Consider the following 24563-nt stretch of genomic DNA (forward strand, 5'->3'; position numbering starts at 1 on the left):
ATGCTCCTTTATTTTCGTAATTTAATGTTTGTAATAATTAACCTTAGTTGTAAACTGCAACCATGGCTGGACGAATCACACGATCCTTCAACAAGTAACCCTTTTGCAAAACTTGGGCAATTGTATCCGCTGGGTGATCATCATCAGCTGGTACAGATTGAATCGCTTGGTGATGGTTAGGGTCAAATGCGCCCCCAACTTCTCCAACAGCTACGATTTCATGTGCAGCCATTGCATCAACCAAAGTCTTCAAGACCATGTCTACACCTGTCTTAATTTGTTGCGCCGCTGCATCGTCAGCTTCAACTTGCAAGGCACGTTCCAAATTATCGATGGCAGGTAAGACATCAGTCGCCAACTTTTGGTTGGCGTATTTCAATGATTGGGCTTGTTCCTTAGCCAAACGCGTCTTCATGTTTTGCATTTCAGCTTGGTTACGTAGAAGCTTTTCTTCCGCTTCAGCCAATTGTGCTTTTAGTTCAGCAGTTTCATCAACGGCTTCTTCCAACACTGCATCCACAACTTCTTCTTCAGTTGCTGCGTCCAAAATTTCAACTTCTTCAACTTCACTATGTTGCTCAGTCATCTCAACACCTCTTTTCCTTTTAGTTTAATAATATTCACGCAATTGTGCTTTGACCCCTTCACGGAATTGCTCAAGCGCTTCTGTGGTTTGGCCATACATCATTGCGGTTGGCCCAATTAGAGCCAATGCGCCTAGCCCATGGCCAGGAACATCAAATGTCGTTGATAACAAACTATATTGTTGTAACAACGTTTGGTCATTTTCACGTCCAATGTTAATTGTGATTTGTCCCGGCATATGATCCACCAATTGGCGCATCGCTTGCGGAGACTCAATTAACTCATACACTCGCTTAACATGTTGCGGACTCACTTGATCAGAAAAATCTAACATGTTCAACCTGCCACCGATGAAGACATCATCACGAACAGTCCGTGCTAATACATCCCCAAATAGTTGCAAAAAAGCAACTGGCGTGCGAATCACACGCGCTGTTTTCATCGGGTAATCACTCGCAATCGTGGCCAATACATCACTGATTAACTGACCCACTAACGTTTGATTAATATATTGCACCATGTTGTCTAATTCATGAATGTCCATATCAGGTGGTAACCTGAAACTCTGACTTGTCACTTCACCATCATTTGTCACAATGATTGCCATGACTTGCTGTCCATCCAAAGGAACTAGACGAAATCCTGATAAACGATTCCCCCGCGATTCTGGCTTTAATGCCATCACCGTATAACCTGTTAACTGCGCTAGTTCTTCAACCGCACTCGCTAACACGTCATCAACTTGTTGAAAGTTTCGTGAAAACGCACGTTGCATCGCTTCAGATATAGGTCTATCTGCCACATGTTGCGGTAAAAGCGCATCAACATAGTGACGATATCCCGCTTCTGCTGGAATACGTCCAGAAGAGGTATGTTCTTTTTCAATGAAGCCTAAGCGTTCGAGCACAGCCATTTCATTACGAACCGTGGCCGAACTTACATTTAATTGCAATTCTTCAACTAAGACTTTCGAACCGACCGCCTTACCTGTTTGCACATAATTGCGAATTATCGCCGTTAAAATTAATGCTTGTCTTTCAGCTAACATCACACACCTCCTTGTTAGCACTCTTGTACACCTCTTGCTAACATCCTCTATATTACAGACTTATAAGTTCCTTGTCAACCTTTTTAGCACTCTTTAACAACGAGTGCTAAAACAAACTAAAAAAGAGAATCTACCCAATGGATAGACTCTCTTTTATATTGATTGATTAAATATTCACGCGACCTGCTTTAGTTTCAAACCAAACAAAATCCTTGTTTAGCTTAGCACCATACCAGATAGTTCCATCTTCATCGACAAATTGCTTTGTCACATGCAAAATTTCCTTATCAACAGCTGGGCGCAAAACCTTTGTATCTACAGGCATACCTTTTACTTCTTTATATAGATCATCTTCACGCTTTGTTTGATCAAAAATGAAATCAAATTTAACGTTTTGCACAACGGCACTTGATTCTTCTGACATCTTTCCAGATGTTTCCTTCACTTGAGATTCAGAAGAAGTACGCTTTTGTTGTTCTGATGACGTTGCTGATGAACTAGATGACATCACCTTTGATGATGTCTCTTTCTTCACAGAAGCAGGCGTTTCTGAAGAAGCTTCAACCATTGCCTTCTTCGCTACAGGCGCAATCTTTACAGCATTGGCATCAAACCAAACCTTTTGCCCATTCACTGTTCCATAGAACCATGTCACACCATTGTTAACCATTTGCTTGTCAACCTTAACAGTTACACCATGCTTCGCCTTACCAACATCCTTTGAGCTAGCAAATCCATATGGTGCTGTCGTATACAAACTGTCCTTACGTCCAGTTTGGTTAAACACATAGTTCTTATTCACAGCTGTTTGCTTCACATCTTGCACTTTTAGAACAGAACCTGAAAGTGAATCAAACCAAACCTTACGTCCGTTGATTTGTCCGTAATACCAGACAACACCGGTATTTGACTTGTGTTGCTTTTCAACCCATACAAGGCGGTTATTTGGAATCCATCCAGCTGACTTAGAACCAGCATATCGGAATGGCGCATTTTCAAACATACCGTCACGACGAGTTGATTGGTTTGTTACGAAGTACTTGCTTACCTTCGTAGTTGTTAATGGTGCAACCGGTAGATTAACAGCCTTAGAATCAAACCAAACCTTTTGACCATTAACTGTTCCATAGAACCACGTTACGCCGTTATTAACGATTTGCTTCTCTACCTTAACAGATGCATCATGCTTTGGCTTACCAACATCCTTTGAACCAGCAAATCCGTATGGCGCAGTAGTGTACAAGCTATCCTTACGTCCGTTTTGGTTAAAGACATACGTCTTGTTCACCGTTGTTTGTGTGACGTCTTGTACCTTTAATACAGAACCTGAAAGTGAGTCAAACCAGACCTTACGTCCATTAATTTCTCCGTAATACCAGATAGAACCAGTCTCTGACTTATGTTGCTTTTCAACCCACACAAGACGGTTATTTGGAATCCATCCAGCTGACTTAGAACCAGCATATCGGAATGGCGCATTTTCAAACATACCATCACGACGACTTGATTGGTTCGTTACGAAGTACTTACTTACCTTCGTAGTAGCTAGTGCCGTAGAAGGCAACTTAACGGCCTTGGCATCAAACCAAACCTTTTGACCATTAACTGTTCCATAGAACCATGTTACGCCATCATTGACCATTTGCTTGTCTACCTTAACAGAGACACCTTGCTTTGCCTTACCAACATCCTTTGAACCAGCAAATCCGTATGGCGCAGTGGTATACAAGCTGTCCTTGCGTCCATTTTGATCAAACTCGTATGTCTTGTTGACAGACGTTTGCTTCACATCTGATTCACGTAGCAATGATCCTGAAAGCGCATCAAACCATACATACTTACCGTTAATCTTTGCATAATACCAAGTTACACCATTGGCAGCTTTTTCACGCTTTTCAATCCACACAATTTGTCCATCTGGTACACGTCCAGCCCCTTTGGCTCCTTCATATCCATATGGCGCCGTCGTAAACATCCAATCATTACGTCGGCTTTGGTCAAACTTGAAGTAAGACTTATATACAGTTGGCTTTGGCTTTGGCTTAGGTTTTGGCTTACTTGCTGATGAACCACCGCTCATCGTTCCAGCATAATCAATATTCGCATCAAATGTTCCGCGAACATTTGGGAAATGCATATTACTATTAAATTGCCACATCCCTACATCGGTATGCCACAAAGAATCCTTGCTTGGTGTAAATGGATATGAGGCCATCCACACATTTTTCTTACCAAAACTAGCTGTACTCAAACCTGATTCTGTTGCGTATGAACCATACGTATATAGAATATTATTTGTGTATCCCGCACCAGCTACACCTGCACGGAAAGCCTTAGTATGAGTATTTACTTTCCCATTTAAGTTGGCGTACTTAACTTGAGGTTCTTCTAGATCGTCCGCCATTGGTGTGTTAGTTGGCAATCCTAATTCCTTAGCAAATTGCGCAAAATAACGTCCTTCAGCACGGGCAGTCGCTTCATCTGTATACCAACTATAGTGATATCCACCTACAGTCAGCCCCGCTGCTTTAGCGTTCGCAATTTGACTTGCGGCATATGGATTACGGTAGCTTGTAGCTTCCGTTAACTTAACCATTACACCTTTAACACCATAATTCTTCATGATTTTAAATTCTTGCACCGTTGGTACACCATTGTGTGAAGAAATATCCACAAAGTCAGTACGCGGAACACTTTTATCTGTAATGTTTAGCCAAGGAACATTGGCATGGGCAACATCGGTTTGTGTCATACCGACAATTCCCGCTGACAGCCCCATTAATAGTAAGCCTTTAAATTTCATACTCATTCTCCTAATATATCAATCATTTTTAAAATTTAATAAAACCGTCAAATTACTAATCATTTTTTAATTTAACCAACGAACATTCTATCACATCCCCCGAAATAGTTAATGTCGTTTACATTACAAAAAACAAAGTATCTTTACAATTTCATGTCATCCCATTTAAAAATGTGTTTTCTTATTTTTCCCGTTACCAAATTTACGCTTCAAGAACGCAAAACCTTTATCGAACCAATTCGTTTTCTCAGTTGTAACCAAAGGATACTCACGATATGTCTTATCATGCGTTAACATCCACGTGTCTAGGAGGTATTCAGACAAGAAACCGAACACACGGCTCTCCTGTCCTTCATAACTCTTATAAGGCACCTTTTCTTCCACCTGATTTAAGACCGCGAATAGAAAATCTGTAAATGATTGAAAATCTGCTTGCTTCATAATTTGCATATTAAACAAATGTGCCTTAGTTGATCCACAAACGCGTTCAAAAGCGGGTGCGTATTCTGCGAACTCATCAGCAATGACTTCCTTCATCACATCAAACGGCTCATGCTCATGAGCATTATAATAATGCGTTTGTTGATTTTCAATGAAGTAATTTCTTGCCTTTGGTACCAAGACATCAACTTCAGCTAACGCCGTTGTAATATCTTCTTTGGTTAAGATATCACGCAAGTCATGTGATGCCTTTACACCTAAGTAACGACGGTAATGCATTAATCCAACAATATCTTCATCTTGTAAATTGTATTTTGCCCAGTACAAACCCGTCAATTCATTGAAATGCGCATTCATCTCAGACATATTACGTCCGGTATTATCCCCGATGTAGCCAGCTGGCATATCTTGCTTCAACGCTGCACCTACATAAATAGGCTGGTAAATATCTTGTTCTGACATTTCATACGGCTTATGTGCCGCCACTAAAATCTTCATGGGGTCCTCCTGTAAAAAAAATCTCTCAAAACACTGTTTCAAGAGATTATTAAATAGACATCCAATTCTAACGTTCTTCTTTAGAAAGATAAATTGGACGGTTCTTTACTTCCAAATAAATATTTGAAATGTAGCGTCCAACAATTCCAATACTCAATAATTGAATACCACCCATAAATAGAATAATCACAATCATTGAAGTCCATCCAGAGACCACAGCCGCCGACGTGAACATTGTACGAGCTGCTAAGAATAGCGCCGCTATAACAGATCCCGCACATGACAACAATCCTAATACTGAGACCAATACTAATGGCGCTTGTGAGAAATTAACAATTCCTTCAATTGAGTATTTTAGAAGACTCCAGAATGACCATGACGTTTCACCGGCAACACGATCCTTATTTTCGAATTCAAGATATTTTGTGTTGAAACCAACCCAGCTGAACATCCCCTTAGAAAAACGGTTATATTCTGTCATGCGTAGTAGTGCTGAAACTACTTGACGAGACATGACACGATAATCACGTGCTCCTTCTACAATTTGTGTAGAAGAAATACGATTGATTAACTTGTAGAACAACTTACTAAAGAATGTACGAATTGGTGGTTCACCATCACGAGTTGTACGACGTGTTCCCACACAATCATATTCTCCAGACGCAACACCATTTACCATTTCTGGTAACAATTCTGGTGGATCTTGTAAATCGACGTCCATAACAGCAACATAATCACCAGTTGCCTTTTGCAATCCAGCATATAGTGCTGCTTCCTTACCAAAATTACGTGAGAAAGATACATAGTGTACTTGTTCTGGCATTTTGGCTTGTAACTTACGTAATTCTTCTAATGTTGCATCTGATGATCCATCGTCGATGAACCAGTATTCAAACATAATATTTGGTAATTCATTTTTACGAATGTTTTCTACAGCTTCTGTAAAAATGGGTACCATGACTTCTTCATTGTAGACCGGTACAATGATTGAAAGTTTTTCCATACTATCTATTACTCCTAAATTTAAACCTGTCAGTTTTATTCACCGTGGAAGTTTTCCTTCGCATATGCAATTGGATCCATTCCCTGTGTTGATGACTTTACAATAACCTTTTTAATATCGCTGGGAGCCCATTGATCAGCAGGTAATCCCGCATCCAATAATTTCTGGCGCATGTTTTCGACATCGTTAGGCGTTACAATCTTTCCATTAGCATCTACATTAGGATCATACTGATCCGATTTGTTAAGCATCGGGTTTGCCGCATTTTCAGTTACAACAGCACTGTCATTCGTAACTGGTGTTGCACTAAACCACCAAACACTGCCACCCACTGCTAATAGACTCATCACAATTACTGCGATAATTATATGTGTGCGTTTAATTTGTTTCATGATTCACTCACTTTCTCTTACATGGCACCATCACGTTGGAAGATGGCCGCAATTGTTTTAAAAATGATTTTGAAATCAAACCACATATTAGCGTCTTTAGCATACGTTAATTCCAACGTAGCACGTTCTGGATAGTGAATAGTACTACGCCCTGTTGCTTGCCAAAGTCCCATTGCACCTGGCTTAACTGACAAAAACTCATCAACTTCATCACCGTATTCAACTAATTCACGCTCAACCACTGGTCGAGGCCCAATAATACTCATTTCACCCTTTAAGATGTTTAAGAATTGTGGCAATTCATCAATTGATGTCTTACGAATGAATGCACCAAATCGTGTGATACGTGGATCTTCTTCCGTTGGTAATTTATAACCGTTGGCGACGAACTTAGCGTACATCTCTTCGTTTGCCAACAACTTGGCTTCAGCGTTCACAACCATTGAACGAAACTTATAAATCTTAAACGGTTGATGTTGGTATCCTATACGTTCTTGACGATAAAATACTGGTCCTTTATTACTACCAAACAGGTAGAAGGAAGAAACAACCGCAAACACTGGCGCAAACACAATCAACGCAAAAATGGCGACGGAAATATCTAAAAACCGTTTGGCAAAAATATAGCTTTTACTAAATTTATGCATACTAACTCCTCTAACGGATTACAGATACTTCGCATCCATTTCCGCGTCTTGACTAGTCAAAATCTTTGGCCCGTCATTTGTAATGGCAATTGTGTGTTCATATTGACAAGACCATGAACCATCTAATGTTGTTACAGTCCAACCATCTTCGGTTGATGTTTCAACTTGCCAACCACCCAAATTAATCATTGGTTCAATAGTAATTGTCATACCTGGCTTCAAACGTAGGCCACGTCCAGCAACACCATAGTGTGGTACAGAAGGTTCTTCGTGCATCGTTGGTTGAATACCATGTCCAACGTAATCACGAACGTTTCCATAGCCGAATTGTGTGACATATTCATCAATTGCTGAACCAATATCACCAATACGATTTCCAACTTGCGCTTGATCAATTCCAAGGTACAATGCCTTCAAGGTCACATCCATCAATTGCTTCACTTCATCAGATACTTGACCAACAGCATATGACCAAGCAGAGTCAGTGTAGAAACCATCTAATTCAACAACTGTATCAACGGTAACTAAGTCACCTTCTTTTAATTTCAACTTTTTACGAGGGAACGCATGGGCAACTTCTTCATTGACAGAGATAGTTGTTGCGAATTCAAATCCTTCAAATCCGATTTGCGCTGCGCGGGCACCACGACTTTCGATATAGTCACGCCCAAATTCTTCAATTTCCCATGTAGAAATTCCTGGCTTGATAATATCACGGAGACCTTGATGCATCCCCGCAATAATAGCACCTGATTCTTTCATGGCTTTAATTTCACGGTCAGACTTAATTGTGATCATATTGCATCCACTTCCTTATTTTTTTACATTAATTTCATTATACCGTAAATCAAGCAAAGTTGTTACAAAACTAAGCCGTTCCTACCTGTCTTCTATTTTTGGTTTTCCTACGATATTAAAAAACCAGCATAATCATATGCTGGTTTTAAAAGTTCTATATTTTATCTGTACTAATGATTTCAAATATAAAATCAACGGTCGTTTCTGCAGACATTGGATTATAGTGGGTTAACAGATCTTCTACTGCCGCTGTGTCTAATTGTTCAGCCTTCATCAAAGCTGATAGCAGTTCATGTTCACTATGCACTACCGGCAAGCCTAAGTCTTCACCAGAAATATAAAGGCCTCGCTTCTTCTTATACTCAGCAACATCGGCTTCATATAGATAGATTGGCTTTTGTTCAGGTGCATAATCAAACAATAGACTTGAATAATCTGTCACTAGTAAATCACTCACTAGGAATAATTCATTCAAATCCGCATCATTTGCAATCGTTACACCTGGCATTGTGGTTGGCAAAGCTGCAAAATAATGACCACGATATATCACATTATACGTTTTGGCTAACTGTTCCAAGACACCAGCACCCAAATAGGCTAAACTATCTTCCGCTAATTCATATTCACGAAATGTCGGCGCATACAACAACGTTGGCTTATTAGGATTCAAACGTAAGCGACGCATGACTTGTGCACGATTAAAGTTAGCACGTTGTTGCTCTAGCGCATACTTACGTAATTGTCCGACCTGGTTATAGCGTTGTGCACTCGGAAAAATATGTTCAAATCGTTCAGTGTCATATTCACCGTAAGTAAAGAGATAATCGAAGTTAGCTTTTTTATACCAATTTTTAACTAACGGACTTAATTGTGCTTCATCTGGGCCTAAATGTTTCATTGGTACACCATGCCAAAATTGAATATACGTATTCTTTGGATGATTAAATGGCGTTAATCGTTCAATTGATGCATTAGATACCCAATATTTAGAACGTAACAAATGATAAAAATATGACAATGAATTTGCAGAGACTTTTTTAGTAATACCTGAGTGATCAAACTCGCCCGGCTCATTAAATGCCCATACAAATTTAAAATCACGATATGCTGGATCCGATTGCAACAATTCAAACGCTGTACGAGGTGAATCTGAAAATTGACGCCCGCTGTATGACATAAACAAAATTTGTTTATCATCAACACGTACAAACAATTGCAACGTTTTAATGAACAACAACTGCACACCACCATATAAACGTCCTACAATTGTTGAATTTTTAATCATGTTTTTTAATTTCTGCATGATATCTCCTTTTACAGATAAAACCTGAATTCACCCATCAACAATTGAACGAGTGAATCCAGGTTTTTATTTTTTAGATAAGATCCATAAACTTACCACGGAATCGAACGTGCGCAATTGAACCACCCCATAGCATCAAGAGTGTTAATGTCCAGAAAAAGACTGTATTCAGCGGGTTATGGAAAACCGATTGGTTAAATAGCAAACTAGCTCGGAAATTATCAATAATTTGATAAAATGGCATCATTTTTAGAATAACCACAACTGTTTCCGGCATGCTACGTGCATCAAAGTTAATAATAACACCTGAGATAAAAAACGCTAAACGAAATACTGCATTCGCAGCTGTTTGAAAATCAGGTACCAATAATGTTAGCGTTGACGTTAACAAATTTAAGCCCAGTAAAAATGCCCACATAGCAAATATCGCATACCCTAGTTGTAGCCAAGAGACAGTTGGCACTACACCAAATAAAAACATAACTCCGATTGACATGACTAACATTATGATGAATCGACGGAACTCTTCAATCATTGGTACCACGGGCGCAATAGACATCGGGAATTTCGTCTTGGTTAACATGCCTAATTGTGACTTAATACTTGTTAGACCTCGGCTAAATGATCCCTTAACAAAATACCATGGTACTATTCCAATCAAGAGCCACAAAATATAGGGTTGCCCATTAATCGTTCCACCATACATACCTAAACCAAAAATCACAAAATAGGTTCCGATGTACATACAGGGTTCCAAATAATTCCAAAGCGATCCCAAGTAATTATCAGCCCAACGCGAAGCGATATTAAATCGAGCCAACCGTACTGCTATTTCTAGGTGTTGCCCAATTTCCTGCAATACCTGACGTAAATCTTTCATCATTGCATAGGCCCTCCGTGTTCAAGCATTGTTACATTGTTCGGTACAACATCTGCGTAAATTGGGCCTTGCATAATTAATAGACCTATCAAAAACACCGCTATTCCCAGCAAAATTCCTAGGCCAATTTTATCACCCCAGCTCAAACGATCATTAAATGGTTGCTCGTACACAACTTTTTTAATTAACACTTTTTCTTCAGGCGTTTCTGCACTAGCAACTGCATTTTCCGCTAGACCATCGACTGAAAAGTTCATCTGTGCTTCACGTTTGTTTTCACGGTACTTTTTTTGACCTGCATCATCTAATGCTTTATATTCAGATACAAATTTATCGTATTCATTCATCACTTCAACAGTAGGTCCAAACATTCGAACTTCCCCAAAGTGCATCCATAAAACTTTATCAGCCATTTCACGCACCTGACCTAGGTCATGCGATACAAAGAAAATTGTTTTTCCTTCTTTTTGGAAATCTTTAATCTTCGCCAATGACTTACGATTAAACGTGGCGTCACCAACAGATAATGCTTCGTCAATAATCACAATATCCGGGTTTGTGTAAACTGATATTGCAAATCCCAATTTCGACTTCATTCCTGATGAATAATGTTTAACCTGTTGATCAATAAAATCACCTAATTCTGAAAAGGCAATAATATCGTCCATGCGTTCCAAAATTTCTTCATCAGTTAAACCAACCATCAATCCCTTTAGCTTAATATTCTCACGCCCAGTCATACCACCACGCAAACCTGCGTTAATAGCAATTAACGATGTATCTCCATGAATATCAATTTTTCCGGTCGTGTTCGGAATAATTCCTGCGACCATCTTCATCAATGTTGATTTACCAGAACCATTTGTCCCAACGACGGCAATTGTTTCCCCTTCATACGCAGTAAAACTAACTCCTCGCACTGCCCAAAACACTGGGAATTTGCGACTGAAGAAAGTTGCTTGTAATTTTTCAACGCGGCTAGGCGCCAATTCATACTGCTTCGTTATGAATGAGGCTTCAATTTTCTTTTTACGCTCTACGTCCATCGTAGCATCCACCCTTTTCCAATCTATAACTCATATTTAACCTTTTATAGCTTTTGACTCATCTGCATCAAGTTACGAGATTTCATTAAACTCATAGCTGTTAGCATGAATCCAAACAAACTAATACCAATTTGGATGAATCCACTAACATTCATCCATTGTAAAGCTGTTGATAATGCAAATGTTGTAAATAGAATTGTGAACGCTACCGCACGACTACGATGTGCGTTCAACATCATCATATCTTTTGTATTTTGCTTATCTGCCGCAGTTTCAGTCATCGCTTGCATTTGCTTTGCCATGCGCGCCATCATATCCTGCATTGATTCGCCAGATTCTGAATCAATGTTAACCATGTTAAATTGATTATTTTGCATCTTTTGCTTTAATTTTTGCATACGCTCTGTACTACCAAAGCTTTGGTATTGTGCCCAACCTTTAATCATCATGTAGGCACACACTAGCAATAATATACTATCTAAGACTACCATATAGTCCCCCTATCTGTGTCGATACCTCAATCGTATGTATATGTATCAACATATCCCATTCATTCTACTCAAACTATGTTAAATCAACATAAAGACATATCATTAACGTTCCGTTAATGTTGTTTTTTGTTCAGTTGCCATGGCTTGTGCATTCAAATCTTTTTTGATTTGCGTCGTAGAAATCTCTTGCGTACGTGCTAAGTACACAACTTCTACATCAGTTTCATCCGCAAGGTAATCAAACTTCCCTTGCCAATCATCCCCCATCACAAATTCATCTACTTGGTAAAGCTTTACATCAGATACTTTTTGATCCCAATTTTCCTCAGGAATAACTAAATCGACATAGCGAATGGCTTCCAACAGTTGCTTACGCTTTTCAAAAGTAAAATAGGTTTTCTTGTGCTTATCACGCCAATTAAATTCGTCAGTAGACAACGCCACAATCAGATAGTCACCGCGTTCCTTCGCACGACGCAATAAGTTAATATGTCCGTAATGCAATAAATCAAATGTTCCATACGTAATAACCCGACGCATTGATGTTCCCTACACTTTCATTTTTAATCGTTATCCTTACATTATACGCCATTCTGAACAGATTGACATCTTCACCCACTAATTTAATATTGGGTTCTCTATTATTTATTACAAAACTCATGCAACCTTTCCTTACAATTGCAGATTTTTAAGAGTCCCCTTGTTGCATTAAAGAAGTAGTGCGGTAGAATTGTATTTAACTTATATTAACGGAGGCATTACTATGACGATTCAACATTTTGATACATTGCTTAACAAGTACGCTCAACTGATTGTAAATACTGGGATTAACGTGCGTAAAGGACAAAACGTTGTTATTTACGCGGAAATCAGTCAACAAGCATTAGTCCACGAATTGATTGACGCCGCCTACACAAGTGGTGCAAATCGCGTTGATGTAGAATGGTCTGACTTACACACAAAGCGTGAATTCTTACGCCACGCTAGTGAAGCTGATCTACAAAACCTACCCTCATCCGCAGCAATGCGCGCCCAAGAAATTGCAGATAACTTAACATCACGTATTGCGGTTATTTCAAACGATCCTGATGGCTTCTCTAATGTTGACGGTGATCGTGTCTCAACTTTTGAACAAGCTTATCAACGTGCCGTTGCACCTGTCCGTCAAGCTACAATGAACAATGACTTGGACTGGTGTGTAGTTGGCGCTGCTGGACAAGCATGGGCTGAAAAGATTTTCCCTAACTTGACACCCGCGGAAGCCCAAGATGAACTTTGGACGCAAATCTTTAAAATCAATCGTGTAAGTGTTGATAATAACCCAACCGAAGAATGGGAAGCACACATTGCAACATTGAACACAAAGGCTAGCTGGTTAACAGATCATAATTTCACAGCATTACACTTCAAGTCAGCGGTAACCGACTTAACAGTTGGACTAGCCACTGACCACGTTTGGGAAGCTGCAGATTCTACTGACAAGGCTGGAGAACGTTTCGTTGCCAACATGCCAACTGAAGAAGTGTTCACATCTCCTGACTTCCGTAATATTTCAGGAACTGTAATGTCAACCAAGCCACTTTCATATGCGGGTGTGTTGATTAATGACATCAAGCTAACATTTGCAGAGGGTAAGGTCATCGAAGCTTCATCTTCAACTGGAGAAGAAGTCTTAAAGCAACTACTAGCCACAGACGCTGGCGCTAAGTCATTAGGTGAAGTTTCACTTGTACCTTTCCATTCACCAATTTCAGAATCAGGTATTGTTTTCTACAACACTTTGTTTGATGAAAACGCCTCATGTCATTTGGCCTTTGGTGCTGCATACCCTTCAAACATTAAGAACGGAACAACAATGGATACTGAAGCACGTCAAGCAAAGGGACAAAACGACTCTGCTGTCCACGTGGACTTCATGGTTGGTTCATCTGACATGCAAGTTGACGGTATTCTAGCAGACGGATCAACTGTACCTGTCTTCCGCGACGGTGACTGGGCATAATACGTATTCAAAAATATTTAAATCAAAAAGCACGCTATATCCCCCTCAAACGGAATATAGCGTGCTTTTTTACTAACTAATAATAAAAAAGAAGCACCTCCGAAGAGATGCTTCTTTTAACGTACATTAATCAGAATTAACCGATCTTTGTAACGTTTTCTGCTTGTAGTCCACGGTCTCCGTTAACTACTTCAAATTCAACAGCTTGACCTTCGTTCAATGACTTGAAACCGTCACCTTGGATAGCTGAGAAGTGTACGAATACATCGTCACCGTTTTCACGTGCGATAAATCCGAATCCCTTGTCATCGTTGAACCACTTTACTGAACCTTGTTCCATAATATGCAACCTCCTGGCATAACGCCAAACTTTTAATAACAACAAAACTATGCCAGATACTTCAATGTTGCAAGAAACACTTTAATAATCTTTTTTAGTTTTAACTACGAAAATAATTATACCACGGCTATCTCAGTTTAAGCTAGTCATTTTATTGATTATTCCAATTGCCTTTTTTAATTTATGAATGTGTCATATAAAAAAATCAGCATATAGTGATTTGTATCCTATACATTTTTTCATGCATTTTATTTAATGATTATCCAGCCATAAGTTTTTCAAGTTCAGCTTGTGTCAGAACCATCCAATCTGAAGGCACTTCTACAACGACTTTTTCGGAAATAATCTCATCTGTTTGTCCACTAGTACCAAATAACCACTTAGCAAGATCATTTTTCCATTCTAAGCGTGTCGTTGCAACTTTAACTTGCGCTCGCTTCACGTCGTCTGATTGTTCAAAGACAGCATGTTGCTTCGTTGCATCGACTAATTTGTCTTCATTAGGCTTGAAGTGTACAGCAGGCTTTTTATCATCCTTATTATCACGATAAACCATCACATAACTATTTTTATCAGTACCCATCGGTTCTGCAATCAATATACCTTGTGGCAGTCGCATATCTCCCGCTGAGTAAATTTGTGTTGTCTCAGTTTTAGTAACTTCTTCCATTCCTAAATGTTGTGTAAAATTCAAAGTCATCGCGCCTACCGTCAGTAATAGTCCTACGGTTGACAGTAAACCAAAGAAAATACGTTGGTTCTTCTTAGGTAGAATCAACCAACTCACAAACGTCAAGACAGCAAATAGTGCTAATAACAACATAATCATATTACTTCACCTCCGCTGCAATAACACGGGTACGACCTGGACGTAGATAGTACGCCACGATAATACCAACAATCGCAAAGACCAAACTCAACATAAATGAAATTCTAAATCCACTCATTGAGGCATTCAAAAAATCATTCGCGTATTGTAATGGATCTGCTGCACGTAATGCATCGCTCGGCTTATTTGTATTAATCACGTTTTGTGTTACAGACGTCAACAAAGCCACAACAACCGCTGAAGAAATTTGACGTGCTGTATTATTTGACGCTGTTGCGTGACTAGCTTGTTCAGGTGGCAATGCCCCCATAGCAGAAGCAGTTAACGGCATCATAACCATCGCAATTCCAAACATACGCAACGCGTATAGGGCTGTAATATATTGCGCTGGTGCTTCCACTGTCAAAAAGATAAACGGCAACGTTCCAATCGCAAGGATACTAAATCCAACCGCGGCCAAACGACGTGACCCAATACGGTCATATACGCGCCCAGCAATCGGTGACATAATTCCCATGACCAAGGCCCCAGGCAATAATACCAATCCTGAATGGAAGGCATTCATGCCGTGCACATTTTGTAGATACGTTGGCAACATCATTTCAACACCCATCATCGCCATCATTGACATCATGATAGCTAATGTTGTTAGCGCGAATTGCTTATTTTGGAAGACGCGCACATTCAAAAATGGTTCTTCCAATTTCAATTGACGACGGATAAAGATAGTAATAAATAGAATTCCAACCATGATTGGCAAAACAACATTCATGGTATCTAGCCAACCAAATGCAGCCACATTAGTGAATCCCCATAGGAAGAATCCAAATCCGATAACTGATTCAATTAATGACACAAAATCCAATTTAATATCTTTATTGGGTACAACGTCTTTAATCAAGAATCCACTAAATAACAGTGAAATACCTAACACCAACATTGGGAAGTAAAAAATTGATTGCCAAGTATTAGGCAATGTCATCCCTAAAATATGATGTGGTGATTCTAGAATCCAACCAGATAAGACAGGTCCAATCGCTGGTCCCATACCAACAACAAGCCCACCTAATCCCATTGCAGCACCACGTTCATCTGCTGGGAAGATATTCACCATCACAACTTGCATTAACGGCATGGTAATTCCCACACCCATCGCAGCTAAAATACGTCCTACCAAGAACATATGCCACATCTCTGGACGCGCTGGTGTCAGAACTGACACAGCCATTCCCAACAAGATAATCGTAAACGCAGTCATATATAACCAACGTGTAGGTATCTTAGTTGTTAAATAAGCGGAAACAGGAATCATAATCCCATTAGCCAATAGGAACCACGTTGTGGCTTGTTGTGCTGTAGCTAAGTTAATATCAAAACTTTCCATTAAAGTCGGCAGAGCCGTCCCTAGAGACGTCTGCATCAATACACCCGCAAACGTCGCCGTCAATATCAATGCCATCATCGCAAAACGACTAAATGGCTTCCCGTGAATATCAACGGGGCGATTTGTTTGCTTCTCTTTCATCATGTTAATTCTCCTTTGAATACTGATACGCTATTCTATGCCTATTGAAATAAAATTACAAGTAGCCGAATCCATAAAAAAAACACCCACAATTGTGAGTGTTTAAAGTGGATTACCACCAACCGTTGGCGTTACGGAACTTAAGCGCTCCGTCAACTGATCCATAACGTGAAGATGCGTATCCAAGCATACCTTGTGTTTGTGCAGCAACTGAACCTGAACCCCAACCTTCCTTGGTTTGACCAAGTCCACGGTATCCAGCAGATGAAACTGCGTTAGGGTTACCACCTGATTCAGGGACAACAATAGTTTGCCACATTTCAGGTGTTCCACCAGCAGCAATAAATTGATCGTAAACTGATCCTGAACCAGCAGGCGCAGAGGCCTTAGGTGCAGATGCTTGCTTTTGAGCTGGTGCAGCTTCAACAGAAACAGTTGTTACTTCAGCAACAGTTTCTGCTTCCTTGGCTTGTTCAGCAGCAGCCTTTTCGGCAGCAGCTAGAGCCTTTTCAGCTTGCTTTGCTTCTTCCTTAGCCTTAGCTTCTGCTTCAGCCTTTTCTTCCTTTTCCTTGGCTTCTGCAGCATCTTCCTTAGCAGCAGTTTCCTTAGCTAGCTTAGATGCCTTTTCAGCAGCCTTATCAGCACCTGACTTTGTTGCATCTGCAATCTTGTCTGATGATACTGATGTGTTTGATGATACACGGATGTTTTGATCCGCAAACTTAATTTCTTCGTTTTGGACAGATGCAACAACCATGTCGTTAACTGACATTGTTAGTTGTGAATCTGCTTGGTTAGCGTTCGCAACGTTTGATGCGGCGTGAACCATAGTTTGGCCGGTAGTTAGCAATGCAACGATACCAGCCACCGTTAAGGCAACTTCTTTAGATGTCTTCATTTCTTTAAAATCCTCCATTGATTTGGTCATGCGAACATGACGATCAAATGCTAAAAGTTAAAGCAACTTGTGTGATTCACAAAATTGCTAGTCGTGATTACCAGTCGCAACCACAAGAACTAGTTTAACAATCTAGCTAGGCTATATATTTCAAAAAAATGTCAATCAGTCTTTTTAATGTCTTTTTAGCGTCGTTTTACGTAACACTCTTGTAACATAAGGGGGTTATTTGACAATAAAACCGACTCTAATCACTTTAAAAACCTTTTACTTTACTGGTTAAGCAATTATGATAATTTGTGTAATTTTGTGTAATTTTTTGATTTAACTAAATATCGTGTCCGTTATCCAAAGTTTTGTAACATTCCTGTAACGTTATTTGGTTTCGTTTTTAGTGTTTTCGTAACCAAATTTCAGAGAAGCCATGACCAACGGTCTTACGCAGAATTAAGTCTGCGCGTTCACGTGTCGGTAAAATGTACTGCGTAAGATTAGGTAAATTGACACTTTCCCACACTGACTCGGCGTATTTCAATGCATCCGCACGTGGCAATTGCGCTAATTCATAGAAATAATTATCCGGATCATTAGCAACATCACTTTGTTCTAGCAGCGCTTCATAGCGATCTAGATACCAATGTGCAATCAAATCCGTCTCTGCATCTATATAGATAGAAAAATCAAAAAAGTCTGAAAGATACACTGCTGAGTCAGCATTCGGTTGTAAGGTATTAATTCCTTCTACTATTAATATAGAAGGTTTTGCAAATTCATCAAATGTATTAGGCATCACATCTGATATATCATGCGAGTATTTTGGGGATTGTAGTTGGTCGGCACCACTCTTTACTTCATCCATAAAATTCAACAACGCCTGCATATCATACGACTCAGGGAACCCTTTACGTTCCATAATACCTTCTGCAAGTAATTGGCTATTTGGCTTCAAAAATCCATCAGTTGTCATCAATGCGACTTCATCATGCCCCATCGCTTCTTGAAGTAAATACGTTAATAGTCGAGCTGTGGTTGTTTTCCCCACTGCTACCGAACCAGCAATACCTACAACAAACGGAATATCATAGCTTTGTTCATGTAAAAAGGTTGTCTGATGCGCGCGATGCGCTTGATATTCTTTGTACATGAATTGTACGTAGCGTACAAGTGGTAAATAAACGTCATGTACATCATCTAAAGAGATTTGGTCGTTAAACGCCTTGATACGTGTTAAGAATGCCGTATCAACGGTACTAGGTAATTCAGCTTGGCTCCCTGGTCCAATATGACGCCATTGTTCCTTAGGGTACGCCACATAGTTCAACAACTTCACATCAGTCATGATTATCCTCGAGTATATAAGGCTGGATCAACACGATCCAATAATGGTGTTAAGTTTTCTAGTGCTAGCACAGTCAAACGATGCATCGCACGAGAAGCAATTGTATACACTAATTGACGTTCATCATCTTGCGTGTACACCTTATCAGATGCATCCCACATAATAACTGCGTCAAATTCAAGTCCCTTAGCCAAGTACGCCGGCACAATAATTGTCCCTGGTACCAAACGTTGGTTTTCCGTACGAATAATTGTCACGTCTACTTCGTCGCGCAAAGCAGCATACACTTCTTCAGCTTCAGCCAAGTTCTTTGTAATGATAGCCGTTGTTTCTTCATCTGCGACATTACGCTTAACTTGTTCAATCGCATCAGCGGTCATCGCAGCTACTGTTGGTGCGACAACAACACGTGGTAATTCACCTTCACGGGCAAAGGCATTAATTTGCGCCCCATCAATCAAGATTTCCTTAGCAAAATCGGTAATTGGTTGTGTTGAACGGTACGTGTCTGTCAATTGAATATACGCTGACTTTTCAGGATTGAATAACGTTGCCAAATCAGCACGTAAGCTTACCGCATTTTCCTTAGTAAAGATGGCTTGATTCAAGTCACCTAACATTGTAAAGCGAGCCTTAGGGAAGCTGTACTTCAAGAACGCCAATTGGAATGGTGTATAGTCTTGAATTTCATCAATGAAGACGAAGCGAATATCACGTTCACCATGACTACCCTTAATCAAGTCAAATAGGTACATAAATGGTGTCATATCCGCCAACAACAAGTGACTTGACTTCATTTCTGTAACGGTTTCTTGAATGCCTGCTAACCAGTCTTGGGCTGTAATATCATGTTGTGCCAAATCAATCATCGTTGGTACAGCTTGTAGGAAGTGTACGAATTGCTTGTTGATATTAATGAAACGATTACGGTTAATCCCCTTGGCCAATGGCGCAAGTTCATTTGACACGATAATCTTTGCCAAGTACTTTGTTTCAGCTTCTTCTGAATCAAATTCTTTGGCTTCATCACCCAACATTGAGTCATATTCTTCCTTAGAAAGTGATTGAATAATTTGTTCGACCCAATCGGCCTTCATTTCTGTCCCAACATGACCTTGTAAGATAGCCAACAACTTTTCCTTCGTTGCTTGTAGACGATTACCTAGATGGTAATTTTCGTTAAAGCTGTAGAAAATGCTCAAAATGCGTTCTTTAGAAATCAGTTCCTTACCTTTGAACTTGATTGGACGTACTTGAATATCAGCTTGGTTCAAACCTTGGGCATAGCGTGTCATTACGTCAAAGTAATCACGTGTCCCCTTGAAGTCGTTAACGCGCTTTTGCGCTGGTGTTAAGTCTTCCTCAAAACGTTCTTGCAATGTTTCTAATTCAAAACGTGGCAAACGACGAGATGCGTATTGGTAATACGTTAATTGCACCATGTTTTGTTCACCCAATTCTGGCAAAACTTGGTCAATATAGTCGTTAAACAATTGATTTGGTGAGAACATCACAACTTGTCCAGAAGTCAGTTGTCCACGGTAACGATATAGCAAATATGCCACACGTTGCAGCACAGCAGATGTCTTTCCTGATCCAGCTGCTCCTTGCACGAACAATAGATCATCCGCAGTGTTACGAATAATCTTGTTTTGTTCTTGTTGGATTGTTGTCACGATAGATTGCATCTTAGTCGTTGAATCACCAGACAACGCAGCCAACAACATTTGGTCACCAACCGCTTCATCTGTATCGAAGATCGTCACAATTGTGCCATCTTCAATTTGGAATTGACGCTTCAAATGGACCGTTGCTTCTTGTTGTCCATCTGGTGTTGTATATGTGACTTCTCCGACACCATCATCATAGTAAATTGATGAAATTGGTGCACGCCAGTCATAGACCAAGAAATTGTCTGGTCCATCAGAAAATGACGCCAATCCAATATAAATAGGTTCTGTTGTTTCAGCTCCCTTCTCTTGCACATCAATACGTGCAAAGTAAGGGCGTTCAACCAAACGATCTAGAATTTCCGCACGACGATCGGCAGAGTTCATTGCTGCTTCTCGTTGCTCCAACATTTGTTGTTGTTGACGAACTGATGTTGCAGTTTCAAACAAACTACCATAGTTTTCTGTCTTAAAACGAACATCTTTCCAACCTGCTTCAACTTGATCATGTTGATCTGAGGCGTATTGTTGGTCTAAGCGATTTTGTACTTGTTCATCTTTAATCTTATCCAACACCATATCTAGGCGTTGTTGTTCCATTTGATAGCCTTCACTCATTGGGAGCCTCCCCGGTTTCTTTAAAAAATTAGTTATTTAATCTTACTACAATTATCGTCTAAATTCCATGTTTGTAACGTGTCATAAAGGCAACAAAAAAGTGTCCGATGATATCATCGAACACTCTCTATCTAACTTCTATTCAGCACTATCAATGTCAATCAAATCAATTTCTTCATTTTGTTCGACAACTTCTTCTTCAGCCCCGTCCTTGTTACCCAAGTAGGCATCACGAACACGGTTGTAAATTTCATCATATGTTTCTTTTTGTTCAGGATCTTCTAGCCAACGAATTGCATTCACTTTTCCTTGACCAATCTTGTTACCTTCATAGGCAAACCATGATCCAGATTTGTTAACAATATCCTTATCAACAGCCAAATCAATCATTTCACCTGTCTTAGAAATACCCTTACCAAACATGATTTCAATTTCGATTTCACGGAACGGTGCAGCCACCTTGTTCTTAGCAACCTTAATCTTTGTCAAGTTACCAACTGACTTCACATCATCCCCGTCAGCCTTAGTTGGTTCAATGCTTCCACGACGACGAACATCCAAACGAACTGATGAATAGAACTTCAACGCACGTCCACCTGGTGTTGTTTCAGGGTTACCAAACATCACACCAATCTTTTCACGCAATTGGTTAATAAAGATTGCCGTTGTCCCGGTACGCAAAATACCACCAGACATCTTACGAAGCGCTTGTGACATCATACGTGCTTGCAATCCAACAGAAGAATCTCCGATTTCTCCATCGATTTCCGCCTTTGGTGTCAAAGCCGCAACAGAGTCCACAACAACCATGTCAATTGCTCCAGAAGAAATCAATTCATCAGCAATCGCCAATCCTTGTTCCCCAGTGTCTGGTTGTGACAACAATAGTTCATCAACGTTAACACCTAAGGCACGAGCATAGGCAACATCAATCGCGTTTTCCGCGTCAATATATGCAACGATTCCACCGTTCTTTTGTGCTTCCGCAACAGCGTGCAAAGCCAATGTTGTCTTACCTGATGATTCAGGACCGTAAATTTCAATGATACGTCCCTTAGGATATCCACCAATTCCCAATGCGATATCCAACTTCAATGAACCTGTTGATGTAGATTCAACATGGGTAAACTTACTGTCTCCCATCTTCATAACAGATCCCTTACCAAAAGACTTTTCAATCTTCTTTAGCGCATCATTCAAAGCCTTTTCACGAGCCGCTTTGTCTTCGATACGTCCTTCAATCTTTTTATTTGGATTAATATTCTTCCCTGATGCCATTACGACTCACCTCGTCTTATTAACTTTAACTTAATTTATTTAAGTATACACCTAACGCCAAATCTAGCGCAACCTTTTTAGTCATTATTTTCCAATACGTCTAAGAGCCATTCTACAGCTGCATTAACCGCTGTCGTTCTCACTTCTAGACGATCACCTTGAAACGCATATTCACGACTCGTGACTTGCCCATTCAACGCTAATCCGATAAATACTGTTCCGGCAGCGTGTCCTTCAGATGGACCTGGACCAGCAACACCTGTAAAACTAACTGCCACATCTGTGTTTAATTTATTTTGGGCACCCGCTGCCATTGCTTGTGCAACTTCATGCGAGACAACACCTTTGCTTGTAATTAAATCCATTGATACATCAACCATACTTGCTTTTGTTTCGGCTGAATAGGTCACAAAACCACCCGGCAAGACTGCTGAAATTCCTGGGACGTTACCTAGTTCGCTTAAAAACATCCCCGCCGTCAACGATTCGGCGGCTGTAATAGATAGGTCTTTGGTAATTAACGTGTCACCCAATGTCTCTATTAACGTCATTTGTTTATCCACCTTTTTCAAATAAAAAAGCAAGCCGATGTCATCGACACCTGCTTGCTCATTTGGTTATTTAAATCCGTCACTAAACACGCGACGGTTTTGGTAAAAGTAATCAATTCCTGAGTAAATTGTTGCAATCAATGCGATCCACATCATGATTTGTGCAAATGGCAAACCAATCAATGCAAATCCAATGTTATGCAACAAGAAGAAGATAATCGCAATCATTTGTGATGTCGTCTTAATCTTACCTGGCATTGCAGCTGCTAGGACTTGTCCATTGTTTTCAACAATCAATGTACGTAATCCAGTAATCGCCAATTCTCGAATCACAATAATTGACACGACCCATGCCGCAACCCAATCAAATTGTACGAAGAAAATCAAAGCAGTCATCACCAACAACTTGTCTGCAAGTGGGTCCGCGAATTTCCCAAAATTTGTGACGAGGTTTTCACGACGTGCAATTTGCCCATCCAGAAAATCTGTTAATGATGCAATGATAAAGACAATCGCCGCAACCAAGTGTACAACGGGCATTGTAGCACCCAAGATTGTGACCATTCCCCAATCCAATGGCAACGTCAACAACAGCATGAATACTGGGATTAGCACAATTCGGAAAACAGTTAATTTATTTGGTAAATTCATCTTAAACCTCTTTTTAACGCTTAAAGTTCAATGCAGAACGCCAAACCATTACATTTCCGTTCTTCAATGGCAAATCAGTTCCATCCAACTTCGTTGTCAACATTGTGGCATTTCCAATTTGCATTGTAACACCAGTCATAGTCGTTGGAATTTCCAAAGATTGTGATGTACCACTCTTCAATGTATCGTTCATCAAAACAGTTCCATCAGTGCCTGTTACTTGTAGCCATACATCACCCTTTGCTTCCACCTTCAATGTTGAAGGCTTGTCCTTAGGTACTTGTACGTCGTTATAAGTAACTCCAGCTGCATCAACGATTGGTGTTCCTAGCTTTACTGATTCTTCCTTCTTGCTTGAAGATGATGCAGAAGATTCCTTCTTGCTTTCGCTCTTAGCTGATTCGCTTGAGCTTTCAGCTGGCTTAGAAACAGATGATGTTGTCACTGAAACAGCCTTCTTGTCTGGCGTGTTTGTTGATCCTGTAAAAGCAACAACTAATGCCCAGATAACACCCAGGATTGTCACAATCGCAATACCAATCAAAACCTTTGGCATAACACGACGTGTCTTTTCAGCGGCACCTTCTTCAGCATGGTGCATACCTGCACGTGTCACATGATCCTTATCAACGCGAGCACCGGCTAGTGTTGCTTCTGTTTCTGATGGCGTTGCAGCTACCAAATCATGTTCAGCAACAAATGCATCAACATCTAGATCAAGCGCATTTGCAAATTGACGTACAAACGCACGTTCGTAAAATGTACCTGGTAATTGTTCGAATTGCCCATTTTCAATTGCTTGCAAATACCGTGTTTGAATTCTTGTCTTTTGTTGAATTTCGTCTAATGACATTCCCTTATCAAGACGGACCTTTTGAAGGTCTTGCCCAATTTGCTTATTGCGTTCTTCGTTCATCACATTCACCC

24 protein-coding genes are annotated in these 24563 nt (G+C 40.1%); 1 reads left to right on the top strand and 23 read right to left on the bottom strand.

Annotation, left to right across the window (positions count from 1 at the left end):
- Positions 1–43: 43 nt before the first annotated feature.
- The 13 genes from grpE to tagD all read right to left on the bottom strand — a co-directional run bounded on the left by grpE (position 44) and on the right by tagD (position 12475).
- Entirely contained in the window at positions 44–586 is a 543-nt protein-coding gene (gene grpE, locus WS08_RS04130) for a nucleotide exchange factor GrpE (protein WP_009496396.1), read from the bottom strand.
- A gap of 24 nt (positions 587–610) precedes the next feature.
- Entirely contained in the window at positions 611–1633 is a 1023-nt protein-coding gene (gene hrcA, locus WS08_RS04135) for a heat-inducible transcriptional repressor HrcA (RefSeq protein ID WP_009496394.1), read from the bottom strand.
- A gap of 166 nt (positions 1634–1799) precedes the next feature.
- Complete coding sequence (locus WS08_RS06775) at positions 1800–4436, bottom strand: GH25 family lysozyme (protein WP_009496393.1); 2637 nt, start codon at positions 4434–4436, stop codon at positions 1800–1802.
- 165 nt (positions 4437–4601) lie between these two features.
- The gene (locus WS08_RS04145; RefSeq protein ID WP_009496392.1) at positions 4602–5375 is read right to left on the bottom strand and encodes a DUF4422 domain-containing protein; all 774 of its coding nucleotides are present in this window, start codon (positions 5373–5375) and stop codon (positions 4602–4604) included.
- A gap of 67 nt (positions 5376–5442) precedes the next feature.
- Complete coding sequence (locus tag WS08_RS04150) at positions 5443–6378, bottom strand: glycosyltransferase family 2 protein (RefSeq protein ID WP_009496391.1); 936 nt, start codon at positions 6376–6378, stop codon at positions 5443–5445.
- 35 nt (positions 6379–6413) lie between these two features.
- Complete coding sequence (locus tag WS08_RS04155; RefSeq protein WP_009496390.1) at positions 6414–6770, bottom strand: hypothetical protein; 357 nt, start codon at positions 6768–6770, stop codon at positions 6414–6416.
- A gap of 17 nt (positions 6771–6787) precedes the next feature.
- A complete protein-coding gene (locus WS08_RS04160) occupies positions 6788–7417 on the bottom strand; it encodes a sugar transferase (protein ID WP_009496389.1) in 630 nt (209 codons plus the stop codon).
- An 18-nt stretch (positions 7418–7435) separates the two neighbouring features.
- A complete protein-coding gene (gene map / locus WS08_RS04165; RefSeq protein ID WP_009496388.1) occupies positions 7436–8215 on the bottom strand; it encodes a type I methionyl aminopeptidase in 780 nt (259 codons plus the stop codon).
- Positions 8216–8369: 154 nt separating this feature from the next.
- The gene (locus WS08_RS04170; RefSeq protein WP_009496387.1) at positions 8370–9518 is read right to left on the bottom strand and encodes a CDP-glycerol glycerophosphotransferase family protein; all 1149 of its coding nucleotides are present in this window, start codon (positions 9516–9518) and stop codon (positions 8370–8372) included.
- A gap of 73 nt (positions 9519–9591) precedes the next feature.
- A complete protein-coding gene (locus WS08_RS04175) occupies positions 9592–10401 on the bottom strand; it encodes an ABC transporter permease (RefSeq protein WP_009496386.1) in 810 nt (269 codons plus the stop codon).
- Entirely contained in the window at positions 10398–11444 is a 1047-nt protein-coding gene (locus WS08_RS04180) for an ABC transporter ATP-binding protein (RefSeq protein WP_009496385.1), read from the bottom strand. The genes WS08_RS04175 and WS08_RS04180 overlap by 4 nt, the downstream gene beginning before the upstream one ends.
- Positions 11445–11488: 44 nt before the next feature.
- Positions 11489–11935, bottom strand: a complete 447-nt coding sequence (locus WS08_RS04185; protein WP_009496384.1) for a hypothetical protein — start codon at positions 11933–11935, stop codon at positions 11489–11491.
- Between the two features lie 102 nt (positions 11936–12037).
- Positions 12038–12475 (bottom strand): glycerol-3-phosphate cytidylyltransferase, encoded by a 438-nt coding sequence (gene tagD / locus WS08_RS04190; RefSeq protein WP_009496383.1) that lies wholly within the window; start codon positions 12473–12475, stop codon positions 12038–12040.
- A gap of 223 nt (positions 12476–12698) precedes the next feature.
- On the opposite strand from tagD, the gene WS08_RS04195 reads away from it, so the two are divergent.
- Positions 12699–13937 (top strand): aminopeptidase, encoded by a 1239-nt coding sequence (locus WS08_RS04195; protein ID WP_009496382.1) that lies wholly within the window; start codon positions 12699–12701, stop codon positions 13935–13937.
- A gap of 136 nt (positions 13938–14073) precedes the next feature.
- Here WS08_RS04195 and WS08_RS04200 read toward each other — a convergent pair whose 3' ends face one another.
- From WS08_RS04200 to WS08_RS04245, 10 genes are all read right to left on the bottom strand, one after another.
- On the bottom strand, positions 14074–14277 hold the full coding sequence (locus WS08_RS04200; RefSeq protein WP_009496381.1) for a cold-shock protein: 204 nt from the start codon (positions 14275–14277) through the stop codon (positions 14074–14076).
- A gap of 259 nt (positions 14278–14536) precedes the next feature.
- Positions 14537–15106: a DUF4811 domain-containing protein gene (locus WS08_RS04205; RefSeq protein ID WP_009496380.1), complete on the bottom strand. Its 570-nt coding sequence runs from the start codon at positions 15104–15106 to the stop codon at positions 14537–14539.
- A gap of 1 nt (position 15107) precedes the next feature.
- Positions 15108–16634: an MDR family MFS transporter gene (locus tag WS08_RS04210; protein WP_144427314.1), complete on the bottom strand. Its 1527-nt coding sequence runs from the start codon at positions 16632–16634 to the stop codon at positions 15108–15110.
- Between the two features lie 109 nt (positions 16635–16743).
- Positions 16744–17529, bottom strand: coding sequence for an aggregation-promoting factor C-terminal-like domain-containing protein (locus WS08_RS04215; RefSeq protein ID WP_009496378.1), 786 nt, complete (start codon positions 17527–17529; stop codon positions 16744–16746).
- A 391-nt stretch (positions 17530–17920) separates the two neighbouring features.
- Entirely contained in the window at positions 17921–18868 is a 948-nt protein-coding gene (gene coaA / locus WS08_RS04220; protein WP_009496377.1) for a type I pantothenate kinase, read from the bottom strand.
- Positions 18869–18870: 2 nt separating this feature from the next.
- The gene (helD, locus tag WS08_RS04225; protein ID WP_009496376.1) at positions 18871–21156 is read right to left on the bottom strand and encodes an RNA polymerase recycling motor HelD; all 2286 of its coding nucleotides are present in this window, start codon (positions 21154–21156) and stop codon (positions 18871–18873) included.
- Between the two features lie 138 nt (positions 21157–21294).
- On the bottom strand, positions 21295–22434 hold the full coding sequence (gene recA / locus WS08_RS04230; protein WP_009496375.1) for a recombinase RecA: 1140 nt from the start codon (positions 22432–22434) through the stop codon (positions 21295–21297).
- Positions 22435–22511: 77 nt separating this feature from the next.
- Complete coding sequence (locus WS08_RS04235) at positions 22512–22985, bottom strand: nicotinamide-nucleotide amidohydrolase family protein (RefSeq protein WP_009496374.1); 474 nt, start codon at positions 22983–22985, stop codon at positions 22512–22514.
- Between the two features lie 66 nt (positions 22986–23051).
- The gene (pgsA, locus tag WS08_RS04240) at positions 23052–23636 is read right to left on the bottom strand and encodes a CDP-diacylglycerol--glycerol-3-phosphate 3-phosphatidyltransferase (protein ID WP_009496373.1); all 585 of its coding nucleotides are present in this window, start codon (positions 23634–23636) and stop codon (positions 23052–23054) included.
- Between the two features lie 13 nt (positions 23637–23649).
- Entirely contained in the window at positions 23650–24552 is a 903-nt protein-coding gene (locus WS08_RS04245) for a helix-turn-helix domain-containing protein (RefSeq protein ID WP_009496372.1), read from the bottom strand.
- Positions 24553–24563: the final 11 nt, after the last annotated feature.

The sequence above is a fragment of the Weissella tructae genome (assembly GCF_000732905.1).
Lineage (GTDB): Bacteria > Bacillota > Bacilli > Lactobacillales > Lactobacillaceae > Weissella > Weissella tructae.

What these genes read in the sequence shown, in the direction of transcription:
- tagD (WP_009496383.1), bottom strand. Translation starts at nt 12,475, where the DNA reads ATGCGTCGGGTTATTACGTATGGAACATTTGATTTATTGCATTACGGA.
- WS08_RS04145 (WP_009496392.1), bottom strand. Translation starts at nt 5,375, where the DNA reads ATGAAGATTTTAGTGGCGGCACATAAGCCGTATGAAATGTCAGAACAA.
- hrcA (WP_009496394.1), bottom strand. Translation starts at nt 1,633, where the DNA reads ATGTTAGCTGAAAGACAAGCATTAATTTTAACGGCGATAATTCGCAAT.
- WS08_RS04180 (WP_009496385.1), bottom strand. Translation starts at nt 11,444, where the DNA reads ATGGACGTAGAGCGTAAAAAGAAAATTGAAGCCTCATTCATAACGAAG.
- pgsA (WP_009496373.1), bottom strand. Translation starts at nt 23,636, where the DNA reads ATGAATTTACCAAATAAATTAACTGTTTTCCGAATTGTGCTAATCCCA.
- WS08_RS06775 (WP_009496393.1), bottom strand. Translation starts at nt 4,436, where the DNA reads ATGAAATTTAAAGGCTTACTATTAATGGGGCTGTCAGCGGGAATTGTC.
- WS08_RS04195 (WP_009496382.1), top strand. Translation starts at nt 12,699, where the DNA reads ATGACGATTCAACATTTTGATACATTGCTTAACAAGTACGCTCAACTG.
- WS08_RS04175 (WP_009496386.1), bottom strand. Translation starts at nt 10,401, where the DNA reads ATGATGAAAGATTTACGTCAGGTATTGCAGGAAATTGGGCAACACCTA.
- WS08_RS04215 (WP_009496378.1), bottom strand. Translation starts at nt 17,529, where the DNA reads ATGAAGACATCTAAAGAAGTTGCCTTAACGGTGGCTGGTATCGTTGCA.
- WS08_RS04185 (WP_009496384.1), bottom strand. Translation starts at nt 11,935, where the DNA reads ATGGTAGTCTTAGATAGTATATTATTGCTAGTGTGTGCCTACATGATG.
- WS08_RS04160 (WP_009496389.1), bottom strand. Translation starts at nt 7,417, where the DNA reads ATGCATAAATTTAGTAAAAGCTATATTTTTGCCAAACGGTTTTTAGAT.
- helD (WP_009496376.1), bottom strand. Translation starts at nt 21,156, where the DNA reads ATGAGTGAAGGCTATCAAATGGAACAACAACGCCTAGATATGGTGTTG.
- WS08_RS04245 (WP_009496372.1), bottom strand. Translation starts at nt 24,552, where the DNA reads ATGAACGAAGAACGCAATAAGCAAATTGGGCAAGACCTTCAAAAGGTC.
- WS08_RS04210 (WP_144427314.1), bottom strand. Translation starts at nt 16,634, where the DNA reads ATGATGAAAGAGAAGCAAACAAATCGCCCCGTTGATATTCACGGGAAG.
- grpE (WP_009496396.1), bottom strand. Translation starts at nt 586, where the DNA reads ATGACTGAGCAACATAGTGAAGTTGAAGAAGTTGAAATTTTGGACGCA.
- WS08_RS04235 (WP_009496374.1), bottom strand. Translation starts at nt 22,985, where the DNA reads ATGACGTTAATAGAGACATTGGGTGACACGTTAATTACCAAAGACCTA.
- recA (WP_009496375.1), bottom strand. Translation starts at nt 22,434, where the DNA reads ATGGCATCAGGGAAGAATATTAATCCAAATAAAAAGATTGAAGGACGT.
- WS08_RS04200 (WP_009496381.1), bottom strand. Translation starts at nt 14,277, where the DNA reads ATGGAACAAGGTTCAGTAAAGTGGTTCAACGATGACAAGGGATTCGGA.
- map (WP_009496388.1), bottom strand. Translation starts at nt 8,215, where the DNA reads ATGATCACAATTAAGTCTGACCGTGAAATTAAAGCCATGAAAGAATCA.
- WS08_RS04155 (WP_009496390.1), bottom strand. Translation starts at nt 6,770, where the DNA reads ATGAAACAAATTAAACGCACACATATAATTATCGCAGTAATTGTGATG.
- WS08_RS04170 (WP_009496387.1), bottom strand. Translation starts at nt 9,518, where the DNA reads ATGCAGAAATTAAAAAACATGATTAAAAATTCAACAATTGTAGGACGT.
- WS08_RS04150 (WP_009496391.1), bottom strand. Translation starts at nt 6,378, where the DNA reads ATGGAAAAACTTTCAATCATTGTACCGGTCTACAATGAAGAAGTCATG.
- WS08_RS04205 (WP_009496380.1), bottom strand. Translation starts at nt 15,106, where the DNA reads ATGATTATGTTGTTATTAGCACTATTTGCTGTCTTGACGTTTGTGAGT.
- coaA (WP_009496377.1), bottom strand. Translation starts at nt 18,868, where the DNA reads ATGACTGATGTGAAGTTGTTGAACTATGTGGCGTACCCTAAGGAACAA.